General features: G+C 56.6%; 11 protein-coding genes and 1 pseudogene. 6 read left to right on the top strand and 6 right to left on the bottom strand.

Annotation, left to right across the window (positions count from 1 at the left end; genetic code table 11):
• Positions 1-9: 9 nt before the first annotated feature.
• Positions 10-1,233, bottom strand: a complete 1,224-nt coding sequence (locus tag JQ575_RS36275) for a lipopolysaccharide biosynthesis protein (RefSeq protein WP_212038003.1) — start codon at positions 1,231-1,233, stop codon at positions 10-12.
• A gap of 550 nt (positions 1,234-1,783) precedes the next feature.
• Here JQ575_RS36275 and JQ575_RS36270 point away from each other — a divergent pair.
• The 5 genes from JQ575_RS36270 to JQ575_RS36250 all read left to right on the top strand — a co-directional run bounded on the left by JQ575_RS36270 (position 1,784) and on the right by JQ575_RS36250 (position 8,928).
• The gene (locus JQ575_RS36270; protein WP_212038002.1) at positions 1,784-2,440 is read left to right on the top strand and encodes a Crp/Fnr family transcriptional regulator; all 657 of its coding nucleotides are present in this window, start codon (positions 1,784-1,786) and stop codon (positions 2,438-2,440) included.
• Between the two features lie 45 nt (positions 2,441-2,485).
• Positions 2,486-3,952, top strand: a complete 1,467-nt coding sequence (locus tag JQ575_RS36265; RefSeq protein WP_212038001.1) for an undecaprenyl-phosphate glucose phosphotransferase — start codon at positions 2,486-2,488, stop codon at positions 3,950-3,952.
• 1,484 nt (positions 3,953-5,436) lie between these two features.
• Positions 5,437-6,018 carry a dTDP-4-dehydrorhamnose 3,5-epimerase family protein gene (locus JQ575_RS36260; RefSeq protein WP_212038000.1) on the top strand — a complete coding sequence of 194 codons (582 nt, stop codon included), beginning with the start codon at positions 5,437-5,439 and terminating at the stop codon, positions 6,016-6,018.
• Between the two features lie 206 nt (positions 6,019-6,224).
• Positions 6,225-7,517, top strand: a complete 1,293-nt coding sequence (locus JQ575_RS36255; protein ID WP_212037999.1) for a class I SAM-dependent methyltransferase — start codon at positions 6,225-6,227, stop codon at positions 7,515-7,517.
• A 136-nt stretch (positions 7,518-7,653) separates the two neighbouring features.
• On the top strand, positions 7,654-8,928 hold the full coding sequence (locus JQ575_RS36250; RefSeq protein WP_212037998.1) for a DUF4910 domain-containing protein: 1,275 nt from the start codon (positions 7,654-7,656) through the stop codon (positions 8,926-8,928).
• A 23-nt stretch (positions 8,929-8,951) separates the two neighbouring features.
• Here JQ575_RS36250 and JQ575_RS36245 read toward each other — a convergent pair whose 3' ends face one another.
• The 5 genes and pseudogenes from JQ575_RS36245 to JQ575_RS36230 all read right to left on the bottom strand — a co-directional run bounded on the left by JQ575_RS36245 (position 8,952) and on the right by JQ575_RS36230 (position 15,976).
• Positions 8,952-10,376: an HlyD family type I secretion periplasmic adaptor subunit gene (locus tag JQ575_RS36245; RefSeq protein WP_409364859.1), complete on the bottom strand. Its 1,425-nt coding sequence runs from the start codon at positions 10,374-10,376 to the stop codon at positions 8,952-8,954.
• A 204-nt stretch (positions 10,377-10,580) separates the two neighbouring features.
• A pseudogene (locus JQ575_RS46670) lies at positions 10,581-10,952 on the bottom strand (cysteine peptidase family C39 domain-containing protein); the annotation flags it as partial.
• Positions 10,953-11,006: 54 nt separating this feature from the next.
• Entirely contained in the window at positions 11,007-13,193 is a 2,187-nt protein-coding gene (locus JQ575_RS36240) for a type I secretion system permease/ATPase (RefSeq protein ID WP_212037996.1), read from the bottom strand.
• A 286-nt stretch (positions 13,194-13,479) separates the two neighbouring features.
• On the bottom strand, positions 13,480-14,613 hold the full coding sequence (locus JQ575_RS36235) for a radical SAM protein (RefSeq protein ID WP_212037995.1): 1,134 nt from the start codon (positions 14,611-14,613) through the stop codon (positions 13,480-13,482).
• A 1-nt stretch (position 14,614) separates the two neighbouring features.
• On the bottom strand, positions 14,615-15,976 hold the full coding sequence (locus tag JQ575_RS36230) for a glycosyltransferase family 4 protein (RefSeq protein WP_212037994.1): 1,362 nt from the start codon (positions 15,974-15,976) through the stop codon (positions 14,615-14,617).
• A gap of 304 nt (positions 15,977-16,280) precedes the next feature.
• Between JQ575_RS36230 and JQ575_RS36225 the strand changes: the two genes are divergently transcribed.
• A complete protein-coding gene (locus JQ575_RS36225; RefSeq protein ID WP_212037993.1) occupies positions 16,281-17,540 on the top strand; it encodes a glycosyltransferase family 4 protein in 1,260 nt (419 codons plus the stop codon).
• Positions 17,541-17,607: the final 67 nt, after the last annotated feature.

Below are 17,607 nucleotides of genomic sequence, written 5' to 3'. Positions count from 1 at the left end.
TCGGTGCCGTTACGCTCGGGCATCGTTTGAACCGGATGCAGCGAATGAACGGTTGAACAAGAGCTTATAGCGCCAGAACGCCATCGCAGAAAACGTCAACAGGATAGCGGCGCCCGCGCCGTAGAGCCCCGCGGTAGGCAGCAGCAGCCCCTGAGCGACCGTCAGCACAACGGCTGCACTTACGTTTGTGAGCGTCATGACGCGGTCGCGATGGGAGGTGAAGAGGGCCATGGACCCGAAATCGGCGATGTTGCGCAGTGCCATTCCCGCGATAATGAGCCAGAACGCGGCCAGATAGTCGGCTACGGCGGGCTGCTTCAGGTATGGCATTAGTACATAGAACGCACATCCTGTTGCTATGCTGAACACGACAGTGGCCAGGATGGTGGTTCGCATGAAACTGGTACTGAGCTGTCGGTGGGCCGGCGTTCCGCCATCGTGATGGGCCTTGATGAGGCGAGGACGCTGCGTCTGAAAAACGACAATGCTGACGAACGTACTGACGGCATTTGCTGCCGACCAATAAAGAAAATAGACGCCGGCAAGCCGCAGTCCCAAAAACAAAGTCACCAGATAGCGGTCAAGGTATTGGCTCGCAATGAAGCTGAGATCGCTGATGTAAATGATGAAAGCGCTCTTGATTTTCGCCGAAATCCAGGCTGGCTCGAAAGGAAGAAAAAACGCCCTCTTCCACGGCCAAGATCGGGTGGCCCATGCGAACACGAGCAATGCCGCTACGCTGCCGGCAAGCCAAAACTCGAACAGGATGGTGATGGATCTAAAGGCGGGTTCCCAGATGGCGATCGGGATATAAACCAGAATCCAGGCTGCCCCACGAAGGAAGGCGTTTGTGTTTGCCAGCAGCGGCCGTTCGAGATTCGAAAGAAGTTGAAAGACATCGTTTCCAATATGCTCGAACAGCATGATGACGATGACCAGCGGCCACAGTTCGGGGAGACCAAAGGCGACAGTGATCAGGACTGCCGATATGAGCATTAGGGCATATGCCGCCGTCGTAAAGCACCAATAATGCCGCAGGTTATTGGTCAATTGCCCAGCGTTCAGCGTCACTGCCTCGCGCATGATGGAATGAACCATTCCCATGCTGATCGCGACTGGCACGATCGCAACGGCGCCAGCGGCCAGCCCGTAGAGCCCGAGCGACGACAGATCAATGTAACGTCCAATGAAAATCGCCAGTCCGAACTTGGACGCAATCGTGGTGGCCCGCATTACGACAACGATAAAGGACGTAATAAAGAATTTGCCGAGTAGCGGAGGTATAAAGCCTCCTCGAAACGCCAGGCCGGACTTGGCAGAAGGTGGGCGGAGCTTCGCTTGATTGCCTCGACTTCGGTAATCGGTTCGTAAGCTGACTTCTCGAGCATTTCGTAGCATGGCCGCTCCTCAGTTGAGGAACTCGACCACAAAAAATCCCTTCGGAGTTGAGCGTTGCCCTTGTTTGGCTGCGATGCCGAACTAAATCGGCCTCACATTTGTGTGAGACCTTTTATGAATAATTTATGTAAGGCCTCGTAGGCTCGGCCGTTTGTGCGCTCGTAGCGCACAAAATATTTGCGGACAAAAGCCGCGGACGAATGCAGCCAGCGATTTTCTTGTGCAGATTTCCTCAATTGAGAACTGAACGAATAGTTTTGCCGCCTGCCAGCCTAGGTCGAACGGCCTAGTTGGAACCCGGAAATCTAGTGCACCAAGCTGAATTTGATTAAATCTTTCCACATGCAACCCTCTACTTCGCCGGGAGTAGTGAGGGTTAGGTAAAATGGGTATTCCACAGATCGGCACTTGTGGGGCTGCGCCGCTTCCATACGGCTTGCCCCGAAAAGAATTGGTTGAAAACCGTCGATATTTGACAGCATCAATTGTTCCACGCGGCCGCGCCCTGTTCTGGGAAGGTGAACACGAAGCCCAGAAAATCGAAATCGTCGAGGGTGTGGTCCGGGCCGTTCGGCTCCTCGAGAATGGTAACCGGCAGATTCTGGCTTTCTATTGGCCGGGCGATGTCGTGATGCCCTCCCAGGCTTCTTGCCAACATTTTACAGCCGAAGCAGTTACGAATTGCAGGGTTTTGCGTTCCACCGTTTCCGCGATCTGTCAGCAGAGTGAGCCCTGCGGTACTCACCAGGTTCTAGCCGAGACCCTGTCTTTGCTGGTCACCATGAGCCAGAAGAACAGCGTTGCCAGAATTGCACAGTTTCTCCTGCGAATTCGGCAGCACTTGCCCGAAGACCCCAAGCGTCCCCTCGCTTCCGTGCTCCTGCTTCCGCGCGCCGATATTGCGGATCACCTGGGTACGTCGCTCGAAACCGTCTGCCGCACGCTCGCGGAGTTCAAGGTGAAAAAGCTCATTGATCTGCCGAACCGCAAGACCATCCGGTTTATTAATTTGCCGGGCCTGCAGCGCGTCGCCGGTGATTGACCCGCAACAGGAATCGTCCTTGGCGATATCGCTCAGGGGAGGGAAATGGCTCTAGCACACGACACGAACATCATAGCCGATCTGGCTCGCTCAAAGTCTCGCGACCAGTTTGCAGTACCGATCTCGCTCGGTGTCGTATCTCCGCTGGTTGCGGTATTTGACCTGACGTGGATCGTTCTGTTGGGCGTCGTGGCGGGCACCGTGTACGACTTGTTATTCCTTGGGGGCGGCGGCGGACCAGAACGGCATCTTGGTCCGGCGATCGCCGTCGCGACACTTTATTCGACATTTGCCCACGCAGCCCAACTCTACCGGGCGCAGAACCTGCTTCGGATCAGATGGCAGATTGGAAGATCCGCTCTGATCTGGCTGATGGTGTTTGTATTTCTCGCAGCCCTTGTGTTCTTGCTCAAGATCGGAGCTGCATTCTCGCGCGGCGGGATGCTGTTGTTCTTGGCCGGTGGTCTTCTCCTCACCGCGGCCATGCGGCTTGGCGTTGCGCGAGCTTGTGCTCTTGTCATCTCGTCAGGCGCCCTGAAGCCTAACCGGGTAGTTCTGGTCGGATTACCTCAGGAGCTTGCTGCTAACGATGCACTATCCAGCCTGAAAGAGTATGGCTACGCCGTAGTGGGCGTCTTCACGTTGCCCGTCAGCCAAGACGGAATTGCCTCGGAGGACGCATTGAAGGCGTGTATGCGGGAAGTCATCCGCCTCGTCCGGGAAACGGAAGTTGACGAAGTCATCGTCGCCGTTCCGTGGAGCTTGTCCAACGTCATTTTTGCGGTCGAAAGTGAACTGCGAGTGCTGCCGATCCCGGTCAGCCTGGTACCGGATACGATTATTGGCCGTGTGCTCGATCGCCCACTGTACGAACTGGGTCCGACTACGGCAGTTCAGCTGCAGCGCGCGCCTCTTAGTGCAGCGCAACGCAATTTGAAGCAAGCTATGGATAAATTGTTGGCTGCGGTGTCCCTGGTGCTTCTGGCGCCTTTTTTTGCGGTGATCGCCCTGGCCATACGTCTGGAGTCGCATGGGCCAGCGATGTTCCTTCAGGCGCGGGTTGGTTTTAATGGCCGGCCGTTCAGGATCTACAAGTTCAGGACAATGTCGACCATGGATGACGGCCCGGTCATCGTTCAGGCCACGAGAAACGACAAACGCATAACCCAACTCGGCCGGCTCCTACGAAAACTCAGCATCGATGAAGTCCCGCAGTTGCTCAACGTCCTACGTGGTGACATGTCATTGGTCGGCCCGCGTCCTCATGCGCTTGCGCACGACAATGAATATGATCGACTGATTGCAACTTACGCGGTTCGTCACAAGATGAAGCCTGGCATCACCGGTTGGGCGCAGGTCAACGGATTCCGCGGCGAGACGCCCGAAATAGGAATGATGAAGCAGCGTGTTGAAAGCGACCTCTGGTATATTGAGTACTGGTCGCTCTGGCTTGATATTCGTATTCTGCTTGTAACGGTTGTCCGCGTTCTGAAGTCGCGTGACGCTTACTGATGTAGTGGGCTGTCTCGTATGCGCCGCGCGGAGCGGCGAGGCAGCGTCGCCGCCCTTCTATGCCCGCGGCCGCTGTGGTCAGAGCGGCAACGGCCCCTAGGTTAGGGCCTTGGCCAAAACGGCCACGAAACGCTGCGTCGCACAATGTCTGCGAGGCCGCGACACTCGTTTCCGAAAAGGCTGTACCACCTCGATTCGCTGGTTGACAGATCAACGCATGGGCGTTAGCAGCGGCACGCTTGCCTTCCGCCTAAACGTGACGCATTGAGCCGCGCGCGGTGGAGACGAAAATCCGAGTCCGGCGAACACATCATCCTGGCGGCGAAGCCTGCCGGGGATCTTGGTGTTCGAGATAGAGAGTTTCTTAACGCAAGTTGTGCTGCATTGCGTCACGCGCTGGTTCCGAGTGACCTAAACCAACGCACGCGCGAAGAGCGTACTCGGCTCGCGCGAATGTCATCGTAAGGTCGCGGATCGTTAGTCTCCTCTCGGGATTGAATGCCATGCTTTGGTTGCAGCACCTGTTTGCGTTATGGGTTTTGGCTCATATGCTATGGGCCGCCGTGCTGCTGGAGAAGGAGTGGCGGCGAGCTCGCAGAATCGATCGCTTGACAGGCGAGGAGTGCCTAGGAAAGGTGCATTATTTCCTGGCGCGCACTGAGGGTCCTCAAGCTAACTCCGAGACATTATAGCGGTTTCCGCCCGCGGCAAGAACCGACGCGGTTCGCCGCAAAGCACCGCGCAAAAAAAATTACCAGCAAGCAACGATCGTCAATCGCTCTAAGCCATTTGGACAGTCATGGCACAGTGCGCCTGACGTCAGAGTATTCTCCTTTAGACATGCTTGCCTGCCAGAATTCGCATGTCGCAACATCGACAATTTCGGGCATTCGCCTGGCACCTCCTCAGGGGACATACCGCGCAGGGGAGTGGAGGTGCCCGGACGGCCAACCAGGTGGCTCGCATCCTGCGCTCGACCACCAATTTGCAAATCTAATTTTCGTTATTGACCATTCTCAGATTGGCATCGCTGCCGACAAATTAGATTGCACGCTCCCGTCAGGCCAGGAGCGGTTGAATGTCTCAGATGGAAGAGCTAGCGCCGCAGTATAGTCAGTCTGCTGACGTAGCCGCTGCGAAAGTAAATGGAAGGCGAAGGGTCGATTGGGCGGTTCTTGTCGTCGCGTTCGCTCTCGGTTGCACATTGGCGTGGATCTACCTGTTGTTCCGGGCAGCGGTGTACGCGTGTCAGTTCGTCTTCTTCTGAGAGATTTGCCGCGCCAATAGTTCCGCAGTCCGACCCCACGCCGGGTTTGCTTGGCCGTCGAAACAAACTTGATCGATCTCAAATTATGAGCTTTTCGATTCCATAGGCTCAGCCCTTCGGCTCGCCCCGCACACCAGGGCCGAAATGGCACGGACGGCCCATCGATCATTGAGCGGTTGCTTGATCGGGATTTTGCGAAAGAACGGGTTCGAGAAGAATGATTTTCGTCGAAACCAGGCTTGCAGGCGCCTACACTGTCGACATTGATCGACGAGAAGACAACCGCGGTCACTTTGCCCGTGTATTCTGCGGAGACGAATTTTCTGCGTACGGACTGAATTTCTCGGTTGCGCAGGCAAGTCTCAGCTTCAACGCAAAACGTGGTACATTACGCGGCCTTCACTTCCAGTACCCTCCGGCAGCCGAAACAAAGTACGTTCGCTGCGTGAAGGGCGCCGTATTTGACGTCATTGTCGACCTTCGTCCCGAGTCATCCACCTATTTGGAGCACCTGTCGGTTCATCTGTCGGCCGAGAACGGGAGGGGCCTTTATATACCCAAGCGCTTCGCCCATGGCTTTGTCACGCTCGAGGAAAACACCGAGCTGAGCTATCTCATCGGCGCATCACACGCGCCGAATGCCGAAGGCGGACTTCGATACGACGACCCTATGCTTGGGGTGGAGTGGCCACTCGCCGTGCACGTTATCTCGGAGCGTGACACAGCATGGAAGCCGATCGTCGAGATCGAACGCCAGCTAAAATCGCGCATGAGCTTCAATGAGGCCGCGTACGGTTGACGTATTTCTCGCGAGCGAGTTGCCGCCACCCAGCATTGGCGGCCGCGGCGTGGTTGCGATTCTATGTGGTTGCGATTCTATCGGCATAAAGTCTGCCGCAGTCAGGCTGACTTGACGTCTGTCAAGTGGACCGTCGCGGCGAGAGATAGAGTCGATCAGTCGAATGTAATCCATTGAAGCGCCATTTTGCAGAAGAGGAGCCGCTAATGCTGAGCCATGAGCCCGTCGTCCAATCACTTGGCGCTTCGGCCACGAGCGTTCAGCGTGACCACAGCGGATGCCGGTTCTGCGGATCTGAACTGGATCACGTCTTTCTCGACCTTGGCCTTTCGCCACTCGCGAATTCGTACCTGAAGGAGGAGGATCTCAAGGGGCACGAGCCGAAATTTCCGTTGCGAGTCTTTGTTTGCAGCGATTGTTTTCTGGTTCAACTCGAGGAATGGGAGAGCCCGGAGAATATTTTCGGTGACTATGCCTACTTCTCTTCCTATAGCGAGTCGTGGCTCCGCCATGCAAAGACCTACGTAGGTGCAATGATCGAGCGCTTCGGGATCGGGCCCCAGAGCAAAGTCGTCGAGGTCGCAAGTAACGACGGGTATCTGCTGCAGTACTTCGTTGACCGGGGAGTTCCGGTGCTGGGCATAGAGCCGGCGCGCAACGTTGCCATGGTAGCTCGTTCCAGGGGGATCCCAACACGTGCCGACTTCTTTGGCGAAGCTACTGCGCGTACTTTGCGCAGGGAGGGGCTGCGCGCCAATCTTCTCATTGGTAACAACGTGCTTGCTCACGTTCCAAACCTGAACGATTTCGTCAAGGGATTGAAGATACTGCTGGCTGATCGGGGCGTCATTACCATGGAATTCCCCCATCTGATGAAGCTGTGTGCCGAGTGTCAAATCGACACGATCTATCATGAGCACTTTTCGTACTTTTCTTTCCTCACCGTCGAGAAGATCTTCGCAGCGCACGGATTGACGTTGTTCGATGTCGAGGAAGTGCCGACGCATGGCGGTTCGCTGCGCATTTTTGCGCAGCATGACGCTAGCGGGCGTCAACCGATTTCGGAGCGCGTCAGAGAGCTTCAGGAACGTGAAATAGCCGCCGGATTCGCCGACCTCGGTGGGTATCTTGCCTTTGAAGAGCGTGCGATGCGGACGCGGCAGAAGCTAATAGAGTTCTTGATAAGCGCGAAGCAGGCTGGGAAGCGTGTCGTCGGATATGGAGCTCCTGCCAAAGGTAATACGCTGTTGAATTATTGCGGCATCACTCCGGATCTTGTTGAGTACACGGTTGACCTCAGCCCGCACAAACAGGGACGATTTTTGCCGGGGACCCACATTCCGATCTTTGAGCCGGAGCGAATCAACGTGACCAAACCCGATTACATCCTCATTTTGCCCTGGAATCTCAAAGATGAGATTATCAACCAACTATCGTTCGCCCGCGCCTGGGGTGCCCAGTTCGTAGTGCCGATTCCGGAGCCGCAGATTATCCAGTAATCCGATTTTATCAGGTCCCGGGGGTGTCTAACAGCGAGGTCAGGCGATGCATGGTGGGGTCCGGAGCCCTGATTTCGGGAAGCCCGACGGGCGGCCGACCGACATACAACTATCCATCGACGACGAAGGTCGGTCGATGCACCGGTTCATTTCGGAGCTCTATCCGATATGCCGGAGCATCACGGGCGACGGTGTTCGAAAAACCCTCAATTTGATTCTTGAGCATATCCCGCTCACGATCTGCGAGGTGCCGTCCGGCTTGCGGGTCTTTGACTGGACCGTTCCACTCGAATGGAACATCCGGGATGCGTATGTAAAGAACAGCGCCGGAGAACGTGTCATCGACTTTCGTGCCAGCAACTTGCACGTCGTCGGGTACAGTGTTCCTGTCCGCGCGCGCCTCGGTCTTTCTGAACTCAAGGAACACCTGTTTTCGGATCCCGAGCAGCCGGATTGGATTCCCTATCGCACGTCATACTACAAGCCGACCTGGGGATTTTGTCTGCCGCATAATCAGCTGCTCGCTCTGCCGGAAGACGATTACGAAGTCTGCATCGACTCGTCGCTCGAGCCGGGGCATCTGACCTATGGGGAGCTCCTGCTGCGTGGCCGGTCGCCCGACGAGGTGCTGATATCCTGCCACGTGTGTCACCCGTCGCTCTGCAATGATAACCTTTCGGGTATTGCCATCGCAACCGCGCTCGCGAAGCGGCTTGAGAGTATGGATTTGCGATACTCGTATCGATTCCTGTTTATTCCGGGCACCATTGGCTCGATTACCTGGGCCGCAATTCGCCAATCCCATTTGAGCAAGATCAAGCACGGGTTCGTGCTGACATGCGTCGGGGATGCGGGGTCCCCGACCTACAAGCTCAGTCGGCAGGGTAACGCGGAAATCGACAATGCGTGGATGTACGTCCTGAAGCAAAGCGGAACCGCTTTCGATATTCTGCCGTTTTCTCCATTTGGCTATGACGAGCGGCAATATTGCTCCCCCGGACTTAATCTTCCGGTGGGGTGTTTCATGCGTACTCCTCACGGACAGTTTCCCGAGTACCACACCTCCGCAGACGATATCGATCTCGTGTGCGCCGACTCGCTGGGTGACTCGCTGGCGAAGGCGCTCACGACAATCGACGTTATCGAGCACAACCGAAAATATCTCAATTTGAAGCCATTCTGCGAACCGAAGCTGGGCGACTACGGATTGTACAGCACGATCGGCGGATTCGCTGCCGGGGAGTTTCAGATGGCGCTGCTTTGGTTGCTCAACATGTCCGACGGCGAGAATTCGGTGCTCGACATCGCTACCCGAGCCAATCTGCCTTGGACCACGATCAAGGAAGCGTTGGGGGCCCTTTGCACAGCCGGTCTGCTGCAGCCAGTCGATCCGACGGCATCGGCACAGTAAGTCACACACCTGTCGGCAACGACCTATCTCTCCCTCAGGCTTTCCTGTTTGTATCGAAGCAGCGGGGACAGCAGATAGCTTATGATGCTGCGCGATCCATTCTTGATTTCGACAGTGACTGCCATTCCCGGTGAAAGATTGACACGTTTATTCTCAATTTCCATTTGGGTTCGATCGAGCGAGATCCGCGCAGCATAGACCAGCTCCTGTCCCTTGGGTTCGCTGCTGGTTGTCTGTGCGCCTCCGGGAGCATCACCTGTCTTGTCCTGTGATTTGTTGCGGGTAATGGCGTCCTGGGAAATGACGAGTACCTTGCCCTGCAATAGGCCATATCGGGTGAAATTGAACGTGTCGATCTTGATCGCTGCGTCCTGACCGACCTCGACGAAGCCGATGTCTCGGTTCGAAATCATGGCTTCGATCTCCAGCCGACTTTCGGTCGGGACAACCAGCATCAGCATCTGCGCAGGGGTCACCACGCCGCCGATGGTGTGGACAGCGAGTTGCTGCACGGTGCCATCGATGGGAGCCTTAAGAATCTGCAGGCTCGTACGCTGCTCGGCCTTGATCACGTCCTGAACCAGGCCCGCTGCCTTTTCCTCTGCCTTGGCCAAGCCCTCGAGCAGGGCGCGCTCATATTCCGCTACCGCTTTCGAGCGTGTCTCCGCCAGCACCGAGATCGCGGCGTCGGCCTCGTTGGACCGGCTTTGCTGGATGAGGATTTCCTGTTGTTGACCGACCAATTCCTGCAGTTCGCTCAAGTAGGTGAGCTTGGAGCCCAGCTCCTTCTGAAACAATTGCTGGCGAATTTCGACCCGCTGCTGCAGGGGCACAAGCGTAGCTCGCAGTTTCTCGATCGAGGCCTTGAACGTGGTGCGCTCGGCTTCCTTTTGGGCCACCTGTCCGTCAATGGCGCCAAGCTTGGCGTTTTGTTCCGCGATCTGACTGATCAGGAATCGACGATGCATCTCAACAAGGTTGGGTGGAGCATCGTTGGGCGGAATAAACGCCGCGAGCGGATCGCGTTTCCCCGAGAGGGCTGCCTTCAGCCGCGCTACGTCGAAACGGGCCGCCATCAAGTCACTCTTCAGGCGCCCGAGATCAGCGTCGCTTATGGTCGTGTCGAGCGTCATGAGGACATCGCCACTTTTGACTAATTGGCCATCACGAACCTCGATTGATCGCACAACGCCGGTCTCGAAAGGTTGGATGGTCTTGGTGCGGCTGCCTGGAATGAGTTTTCCCGAGGCGACGGCGACGATATCGACGGTCCCAAGGCACGCCCAGATCAGGGCGATGCCAAAGATCGCGACGATGCTGAACGCTATTGCGCGCCCAAGTGGGGAGGGTGGACTTTCCAAGATTTCGAGTGCTGCCGGCAGAAAGGCTATTTCCTGGGCGCGGTAGCCATTCTCGGCAGGTTTGGATGGTACGATCGCACGCCCAATCTTGCGAGCATGGTCGGCCAGGACGACGATCGCCGTGCTGCCGGCGGTTGCCTGCGTCGGGTTGGCTTTATCGGTACCCGGCGTCGAGGCTCTTCGCAGAGTCGTTTGAAGCCGCTCGACCATCGTTCGGGTGGCTCCTTCGGCCCGTCGGCTCCAGGTAGCTGCAATTCTCCGCCATCGAATGGCGAAGCCGCTGCGCTTCTTCACTAGTATCAGGCGGCCATCCCATAACGCTTCGAAATCAGATCGCGTCATCAACACTGGCCGGGCCGCTCGAGGAACTAGAACGATCGCCATGTCGTCAGTTACCCTGCCGAGTACCAAAAAGCTTCGGTTTCGTTGCACAGCGATTCCCGGCAACGGAAGATTCGATAGCTGCGCCCAGTTCGACGTCAAGCAGCGGGCGGCAAGACCGATGGTCCTGGCATAGTTGACCATTTCCTCGATACCGACGGGTTGGCGGCCGACGGCTTGTCGCAGCTGTTCGGGGTCAGTGCCAACGCCGAGCAGGCGAAGCATTATCTCCAGGACGAAAAACCCGGGATCATCTGGTGAGTTGGTGACGTGTGTTTCCATGCCGTCACCTATGTCGCCGAACCCTCGTTGTGCAGTGATGGATGAAAAACCGTGTCATGGAAGATGCTCATGAAGGTGTGTCTGAAGCCGGTACAGGCTTGCGTAGCGCCCGCCGGCTTTGATCAGGTCGAGGTGGGAGCCATCCTCGACTAGACGACCGTGCTCAATGGTGACTACGCGATCTGCAATTCGTAAAGCCGAGAGCCGGTGTGCGATGATGAACACCGTGCGCCCTTGGGTAATCTGGGCCATATTCTGCTGGATGATACGCTCGCTCTCGAAGTCCAGCGCGCTGGTCGCTTCGTCGAAGATGAGTATGCGGGGATTGGAGATTAACGCGCGGGCAATGGCGACACGCTGACGTTGCCCTCCCGACAGGCCGGTGCCCCGCTCGCCTACGATTGTGTCGTATCCCTCGGGTAGTCCTAGAATGAAATCGTGGGCGCCGGCCAGTGTCGAGGCTGCTATGATGCTTTCGGCGGGAACGGCAGGATCGACCAGGGCAATATTGTCCCTGACCGAACAGTTGAACAACATGTTGTCCTGGAGCACGACGCCGATTTGCCGGCGCAAGCGGGCCGGATCGACCTGCGCGACATCGACTCCGTCGATCAGCACACGCCCGCTTTCGGGCAGATAGAGGCGCTGCACCAGTTTGGCCAGGGTACTCTTTCCTGATCCGGAGGTGCCAACAACGCCGATGACTTGGCCGGCCGGCACGTCCAGATTGATGTCGTGCAGAATTGCCGGGCCATCCATGCGATATCGGAAAGAGACATTTTCGAAGGTGACGTCGCCGCGAATGGCGGCGAGCGCCATCCTGCCCGGATTGTAGGCAGGCTCCGGCGTGGTGTTGAGAATGTCACCCAACCGGGCGATGGAAAGACGTGCTTGATGAAAATCTTGCCAGGTTTGCGCAAGCCGCAGAACCGGGGAGCTGACGCGGCCCGACAGTAAGTTAAAGGCGACGAGTTCACCGACCGTAAGATCGCCGTCGATGACGAGTTTTGCTCCGACATACAGGACAGCTGCTGTCACCAGCTTGCTCACGAATTGAACCGTTTGGCTCGCCGTGTTTCCGAGACTGATCACTCGAAAGCTCGCCGCAACGTAGCCGGCGAGCTGTTCTTCCCAACGCCGCTGCATCTGCGGCTCGACGGCCATTGCCTTGAGGGTCTCTATCCCGGTCACGCTCTCGACGAGGAAGGATTGATTCTCGGCTCCTCGCCGAAACTTTTCGTCCAGCCGTTGCTGGAATAGCGGGGCCGCCACGACCGAGATCCCGATATAGAATGGAAAGGAGGCGAGGACGATCCAGGTCAGCAGGGGTGAATAGAAGAACAGCACCGCAATGAATATGAAGGTGAAGAACAGGTCGATAACCAGGGTAAGTCCGGAACTGGTCAGGAAATTGCGAATGTTCTCCAATTCGCGAACGCGAGCGACCGAGTCGCCGACGCGTCTCGCCTGAAAATACGCGATCGGTAACGCGAGCAGATGTCGAAACAGCCGTGCGCCGAGTTCGACGTCGATACGGTTGGTGGTGTGAGAGAAGAGATACGTGCGGAGTACACCAAGCACCGTTTCGAAGATGGCAATGGCGACGAGGCCGATTGCAAGCACGTCGAGTGTGCTCATGCTGCGATGCACGAGCACCTTGTCGACGACGACTTGAAAAAATAGCGGCGAAACCAGCGCGAACAACTGCAGGAAGAACGAAGCGAGCAGGACCTCGCCCAGAAGCCGTCGGTATTTGTGAATTGCGCCGAGAAACCACGTGATGTCGAACCGGCGCGAAAGGTCGCTGAGGGTGGCCCGCTTCGTCATCAGCACGAGGCGGCCATCCCATACCTGTTCCAGTTCGGTTTGCGTCATGATGGCCGGCCGCGGACTTCCCGGCTCCAGGACGATGACCTTTCCTTCACCGGCTTTACCGAGCAGCAAAAAGCCGCCGTCGCGCAGGGCGGCTAGTGCGGGCATCGGGGTACTCGGCAGTCTGCCCCAGTTGGTCGTGGTGAGACGAGCCTTCAATCCGAAAGCCCTCGCGCAACGCAGCATCTCGGGAAGGCCGATCCGTGCTCCGCCGAACTGATGACGAATCTGCTCCGGATCGACACCAAGCCCTTGAAACCGAAGCATCATGACCAGCGCGATCAGTCCTGGATCAAGTGGTGCACCGGTTGCTTTGCGGTGCTCTTGCACTGTCCTGCTCCCCAAAATGGCGGCTCGCCGCCGCCCCATTCATCCTGTATGCAAACGGCCTCAGCCCTCGATCGCATCGAGGCGACCCAAAGGTGCCTCCTGCCGCTTGTTAAAAAGCGTCGAGATACGGTCCGGACTAAGGGCTGACTCGACGCTTATCCGGCATTTCGCCCGAACAAGGGCAGAACCTTGTCGATCTACGGCAGCCGGCATCGCAATGTGCCTATCAAATCGGCAGTAAGCCCCCGAAGTGGCGTCGGCCGAACTAGAAACGGCCTAGCGATGCGTTGTTGTCTCTCGTTGCGAGCCGCGGCGGTTTGCCGGGCTAGTTGTTGACGAAATTCTTCAGCGGATAATGCTCATCGGGCGTTATCCGTCCTTTGACCAGCCGCGCTTTGACGGTCTTGTCTAGATAGGACACGCGTTTGACGATCGGCGATGGTCTCACGTCCGAGTAATTGATATAGCTGTCGAAGCAGATCGACTTGCCCATCGACACCTTCAGCTTGTTTTTGAGGACCCACAGCAGCGGCTCGTTCTTGGGCAACTGCGGTATGATGTTGGAACGCATCGCGGTGCGGGCGGTCGTGACCATCCAGCAGTTCTGATCGCAGCCTGCGACCTTCTGACGAGTCTTTTGAGCAATCTCGCCATTGAGGATTTCATCCCACGATTGCCGCGCGAGGTTGCCCATCGGGAGATCGGATCGGACGTTGCAAGCCCATACGTCCGACCAGGGATCAATGAAGGCAAAATCCTTTCCAGCGCTGCACGGAATGAGCCGATCATGGCCGAGGATCTTCTCGATCAGGCCAAGATTGAGATAAGCGCGAAACCAATTCTTCGGCTTGCTACTCCGCAGCATCGCCTCGATCAGTCCTTCGACCTTTCGAGCAACAGCCTTGCGTTCGTAGAAATAGTTGTCGTTCTTGTAGAACTGCCAGGCATTATGAAGTGCGGATGTTGCAAGCTCGTAACCTTCGCTTCGCGCGAACTCGTAGACACTGACAAGCTGGTCGACGTTTTCGTCCTGAATGACCATGGCGAAGCCGAGGTCCGTGCCGCCGGCCTCCCTCAGCATGCGTAGCCCCGCGACCTTGGTGGCGAAACCGTCCTTCTCGCCCCGGATCGTGTCGCTTGTTACCTGGTCTCCCTCCAGTGAAAAGCGTACTTTGATATTGGGATACTTCTTGATGATCGGAACGAGCCGGTCAGGGTGCAGTCCGTTGGACGAAATCTCCATGACCCTGGCTTTCGGGTGGAGAATATCGGCAATCTCAGCGAGATCCTTGCGAAGTGTCGGCTCGCCACCGGACACGTTGAGGTTATCGAAACCTGGCGGCAGTTTCGATAACGTCTCAAGAGAAACCTCCTCCCTGGGATCTGTCGGATTCTTCCAAATATAACACATCTGGCACTTTGAATTGCAGCGGAACGTTGAGATGACTGTGAGGTCCATTTTATGGTCCAACCTTGCTGGATGATTTGCTTGCTATGACCAAGCTTTCATAAAGTGAGAGGAGCGACGCTCCGTGTCTCGTGAGCGAATATTGCGTCTCGACAATCCGTCGAGCTTCCCTACCTAGCTTTCTTCGCAAATCGGAACTATCCAAGAGCAACCTTATGCAACTGGACAGTTCCTGCCTGCTCGCTGGATTGAATAGAAAGCCGGTCTCGCCGTCGCGAACGAGTTCTGGAATTCCGCCGATGCGCGCCGCCACGATTGGCTTCGCGTGCGCCATCGCTTCGAGTATCGAAAGCGGACTATTTTCATGCCATTCGGACGGAACGACAACGACAGACGCGTCCCGAAGCCTGGCCTTGAGAGCGTCGCCCGTGAGGTGACCAGTAAATTCCGCAAGCGAAAAGCGCGACCTCAAGTCTTGCAACAATGGCCCTGTTCCGGCGACGACTAGTCGCCACGCCGCATCATCTGCGGCGTGAGCTTGCAGCAAGGTCTCGACTCCCTTTTCCGGCGATAAACGTCCGAGGTAGAGAACGAAGCCTTTATCCTGCCGCGGCACTTCGATGAGGGAGCTGTCGATTCCATTCGGGATATGCACGACTTTGTCCTCGCCGAAACGATGGACAACGGCGTCGCGCATAAACCGGCTGGGAGCAATGAACTTGTCAACGCGTTGATAGCTCTTCGCGGCTGCATGATAGCGGGCCTCGGCCCAGAGCAGCGCACTTCGGCCGATCGAACCACCGGCGCAACGTTGTGAGAGCAGGGCGCCAAATCGGCCTTCAGAACATTTTGTGCAGGGTTGGCCGTTTGCGAGCTGGGTATAAACCGGACAGACGGGCTTGTAATCATGAAGTGTGAGAACGACTGGAAGTTTTAGCCGTGCTGCAGCGTTGATGATGGAGGGGGTCAACTGGTGGTAGATGTTATGGCAGTGCAGAAGGTCTGGCTTCTCGTCGCGGATCAGCTGTGTAATCTGCTTAACCGCTTCCCGCGAATGAATGAATGAAAGTGCGGACTTGATCTGACCGAACGGTGAGTTCGAACGGTAACCCTTCTGCGAGACGAAATAGGAATCATATTTCGACGGAAAGTTACGCACGTCGTGCATGGAGAACTCGACCACTTCCAGGCCGCGTTTCTTCATCAGTTCCATTTCATCGAACATGACGACTTCAGAGCCGCCGTTCAAAAAAAAGAACTTGTTGGCGAACAGTATTTTCTTGATGGATCGTTCGGGTGAGCTGAAGTGCCGCGTGTCCTCGATGGCGGGTAGATCGACTTGGGTCGGACCCCACGTCCCAGGTGGCTTTGCGACAATTGTGTCGACGTCATGATCCGTCGATGGTCCTCTCATGGAGCCATTCCTGCCGCCGACTCACGTTCCAAAACCCCGAACGAGCCATGAGCTGCCAGCGCTCGCATCGCTTTTCCTCTGAGGTCGGGGATACGACGATTGCAGAAGACTATCCGCGCGCGGCATGCCGATATTGACGGTCGTCAAGTCAAGTCCAAGACCGATGTACAAGATGATAATCCGGTATTCGACGCGTTGGTTACGGACCGGCAATAAGGCATTCGAATTTACTTGAGACGATTGATCAAGGCTTCTCGGCCCGAGCGGTGACTAAGCGATAGCGTTTCTTACGGGAGGATTTGAGATGAGAAAACGTGAGATCTACATTTTCGGGTTTCGGGGCTTTCCGAATGTTCAGGGTGGTGTTGAGAGCCATGTCGAAAACCTTGCTCCGCAGCTCGTTAAGCTTGGTCATCGTGTGACTGCCTGCTTGCGTTCGCCGTACGCCGATCCGACAGGCGAGAAGGAATGGAAAGGAGTGCGTCTGCTTCGGCTTTGGACGCTGCGGAATACATATCTCGAGGCGGTGGTGCATTCGCTCGTCTGCGCGGTGGTGGCAGGAGTCCGCAGACCGCTCGTCGTACACGTCCAAGGCATTGGACCCGCGCTTGTTACTCCACTGCTGCGCGTTCTGGGCTTACGAGTTGTCGTCACGCACCACGGGGAGGATTACAACAGAGAGAAGTGGGGTTGGGCGGCGCGCACGGTCCTGCGCCTCGGCGAGGCGTTGGGGATGCGCTTCGCCCACAAACGAATAGCCATCAGCCGCAGTATCGAGAAACTGATCGCTACCAAGTATGGAAAATCGTGCGAGGTCATCCCGAACGGTGTGGCCTTCTCGGAGTTACCGTCAGAGAATGATAAGATACGCGACCTCGGTTTGGAACCTGGCCGGTATGTATTGACGGTTGGAAGACTTGTCCCCGAGAAGCGGCAACTGGACCTCCTGCGCGCGTTCGCGGATTCGGAGCTGCCAGGCTGGAAGCTGGCAATCGTCGGCCGGATTGATCACAAAAACAAGTATGCCGATCTCCTTGCATCGGAGGCAGCCTCGATGGAAAATGTCGTCATGGCCGGCTTCCAGACTGGGGAGGCCCTGCGGCAACTCTACGCCCATGCCGGGTTGTTTGTGCTGCCTTCGTCGCACGAGGGCTTGCCTATCGTACTCCTCGAGGCCCTCGGCTATAGCCTGCCTGTGCTGGTGAGCGATATACCTTCCAATCTGGAAGTGGTTGGCGATCCCGGGCATGTGTTTCGCTTGGGGGATACTCAGGAGCTAAGCGCCAAAATCACGGCTTTGACCGACGGGAAGTTAGATGAGGCACAACGCCAGGCCATCAGGCGCGATTGCTATCGTCGCTATGACTGGACTGAGATTGCTCGCAAGACGTCGGCAGCCTACGACGGGCTTATCGACATGAAATCGAATGACGTGATTGCACGGTCGAAACCGATGGGGAAACGGGCTACCAATCTTCGGCTGAGATCAGCTCAAGCCGTCGCTGTGCGCAGTTCGGCAACTCCAGCGGCAGATTCGGTGGGAAAGAGCAACTTACGTGGCTGAGCGACGTGCTTTGGGGCGGTGACTCAGGTTGGACTTAATTTGACCTCATGGAAGAAGCTTAACGAAC

The sequence above is a fragment of the Bradyrhizobium sp. JYMT SZCCT0428 genome, assembly GCF_018131075.1.
Lineage (GTDB): Bacteria > Pseudomonadota > Alphaproteobacteria > Rhizobiales > Xanthobacteraceae > Bradyrhizobium.
This window is presented reverse-complemented; position numbering and strand designations above follow the sequence as displayed.

Coding starts and splice junctions, on each gene's coding strand:
- JQ575_RS36275 (WP_212038003.1), bottom strand. CDS start 1,233: ATGCGGGCCACCACGATTGCGTCCAAGTTCGGACTGGCGATTTTCATT.
- JQ575_RS36270 (WP_212038002.1), top strand. CDS start 1,784: ATGGGTATTCCACAGATCGGCACTTGTGGGGCTGCGCCGCTTCCATAC.
- JQ575_RS36265 (WP_212038001.1), top strand. CDS start 2,486: ATGGCTCTAGCACACGACACGAACATCATAGCCGATCTGGCTCGCTCA.
- JQ575_RS36260 (WP_212038000.1), top strand. CDS start 5,437: ATGATTTTCGTCGAAACCAGGCTTGCAGGCGCCTACACTGTCGACATT.
- JQ575_RS36255 (WP_212037999.1), top strand. CDS start 6,225: ATGCTGAGCCATGAGCCCGTCGTCCAATCACTTGGCGCTTCGGCCACG.
- JQ575_RS36250 (WP_212037998.1), top strand. CDS start 7,654: ATGCACCGGTTCATTTCGGAGCTCTATCCGATATGCCGGAGCATCACG.
- JQ575_RS36240 (WP_212037996.1), bottom strand. CDS start 13,193: ATGGGGCGGCGGCGAGCCGCCATTTTGGGGAGCAGGACAGTGCAAGAG.
- JQ575_RS36235 (WP_212037995.1), bottom strand. CDS start 14,613: ATGGACCTCACAGTCATCTCAACGTTCCGCTGCAATTCAAAGTGCCAG.
- JQ575_RS36230 (WP_212037994.1), bottom strand. CDS start 15,976: ATGAGAGGACCATCGACGGATCATGACGTCGACACAATTGTCGCAAAG.
- JQ575_RS36225 (WP_212037993.1), top strand. CDS start 16,281: ATGAGAAAACGTGAGATCTACATTTTCGGGTTTCGGGGCTTTCCGAAT.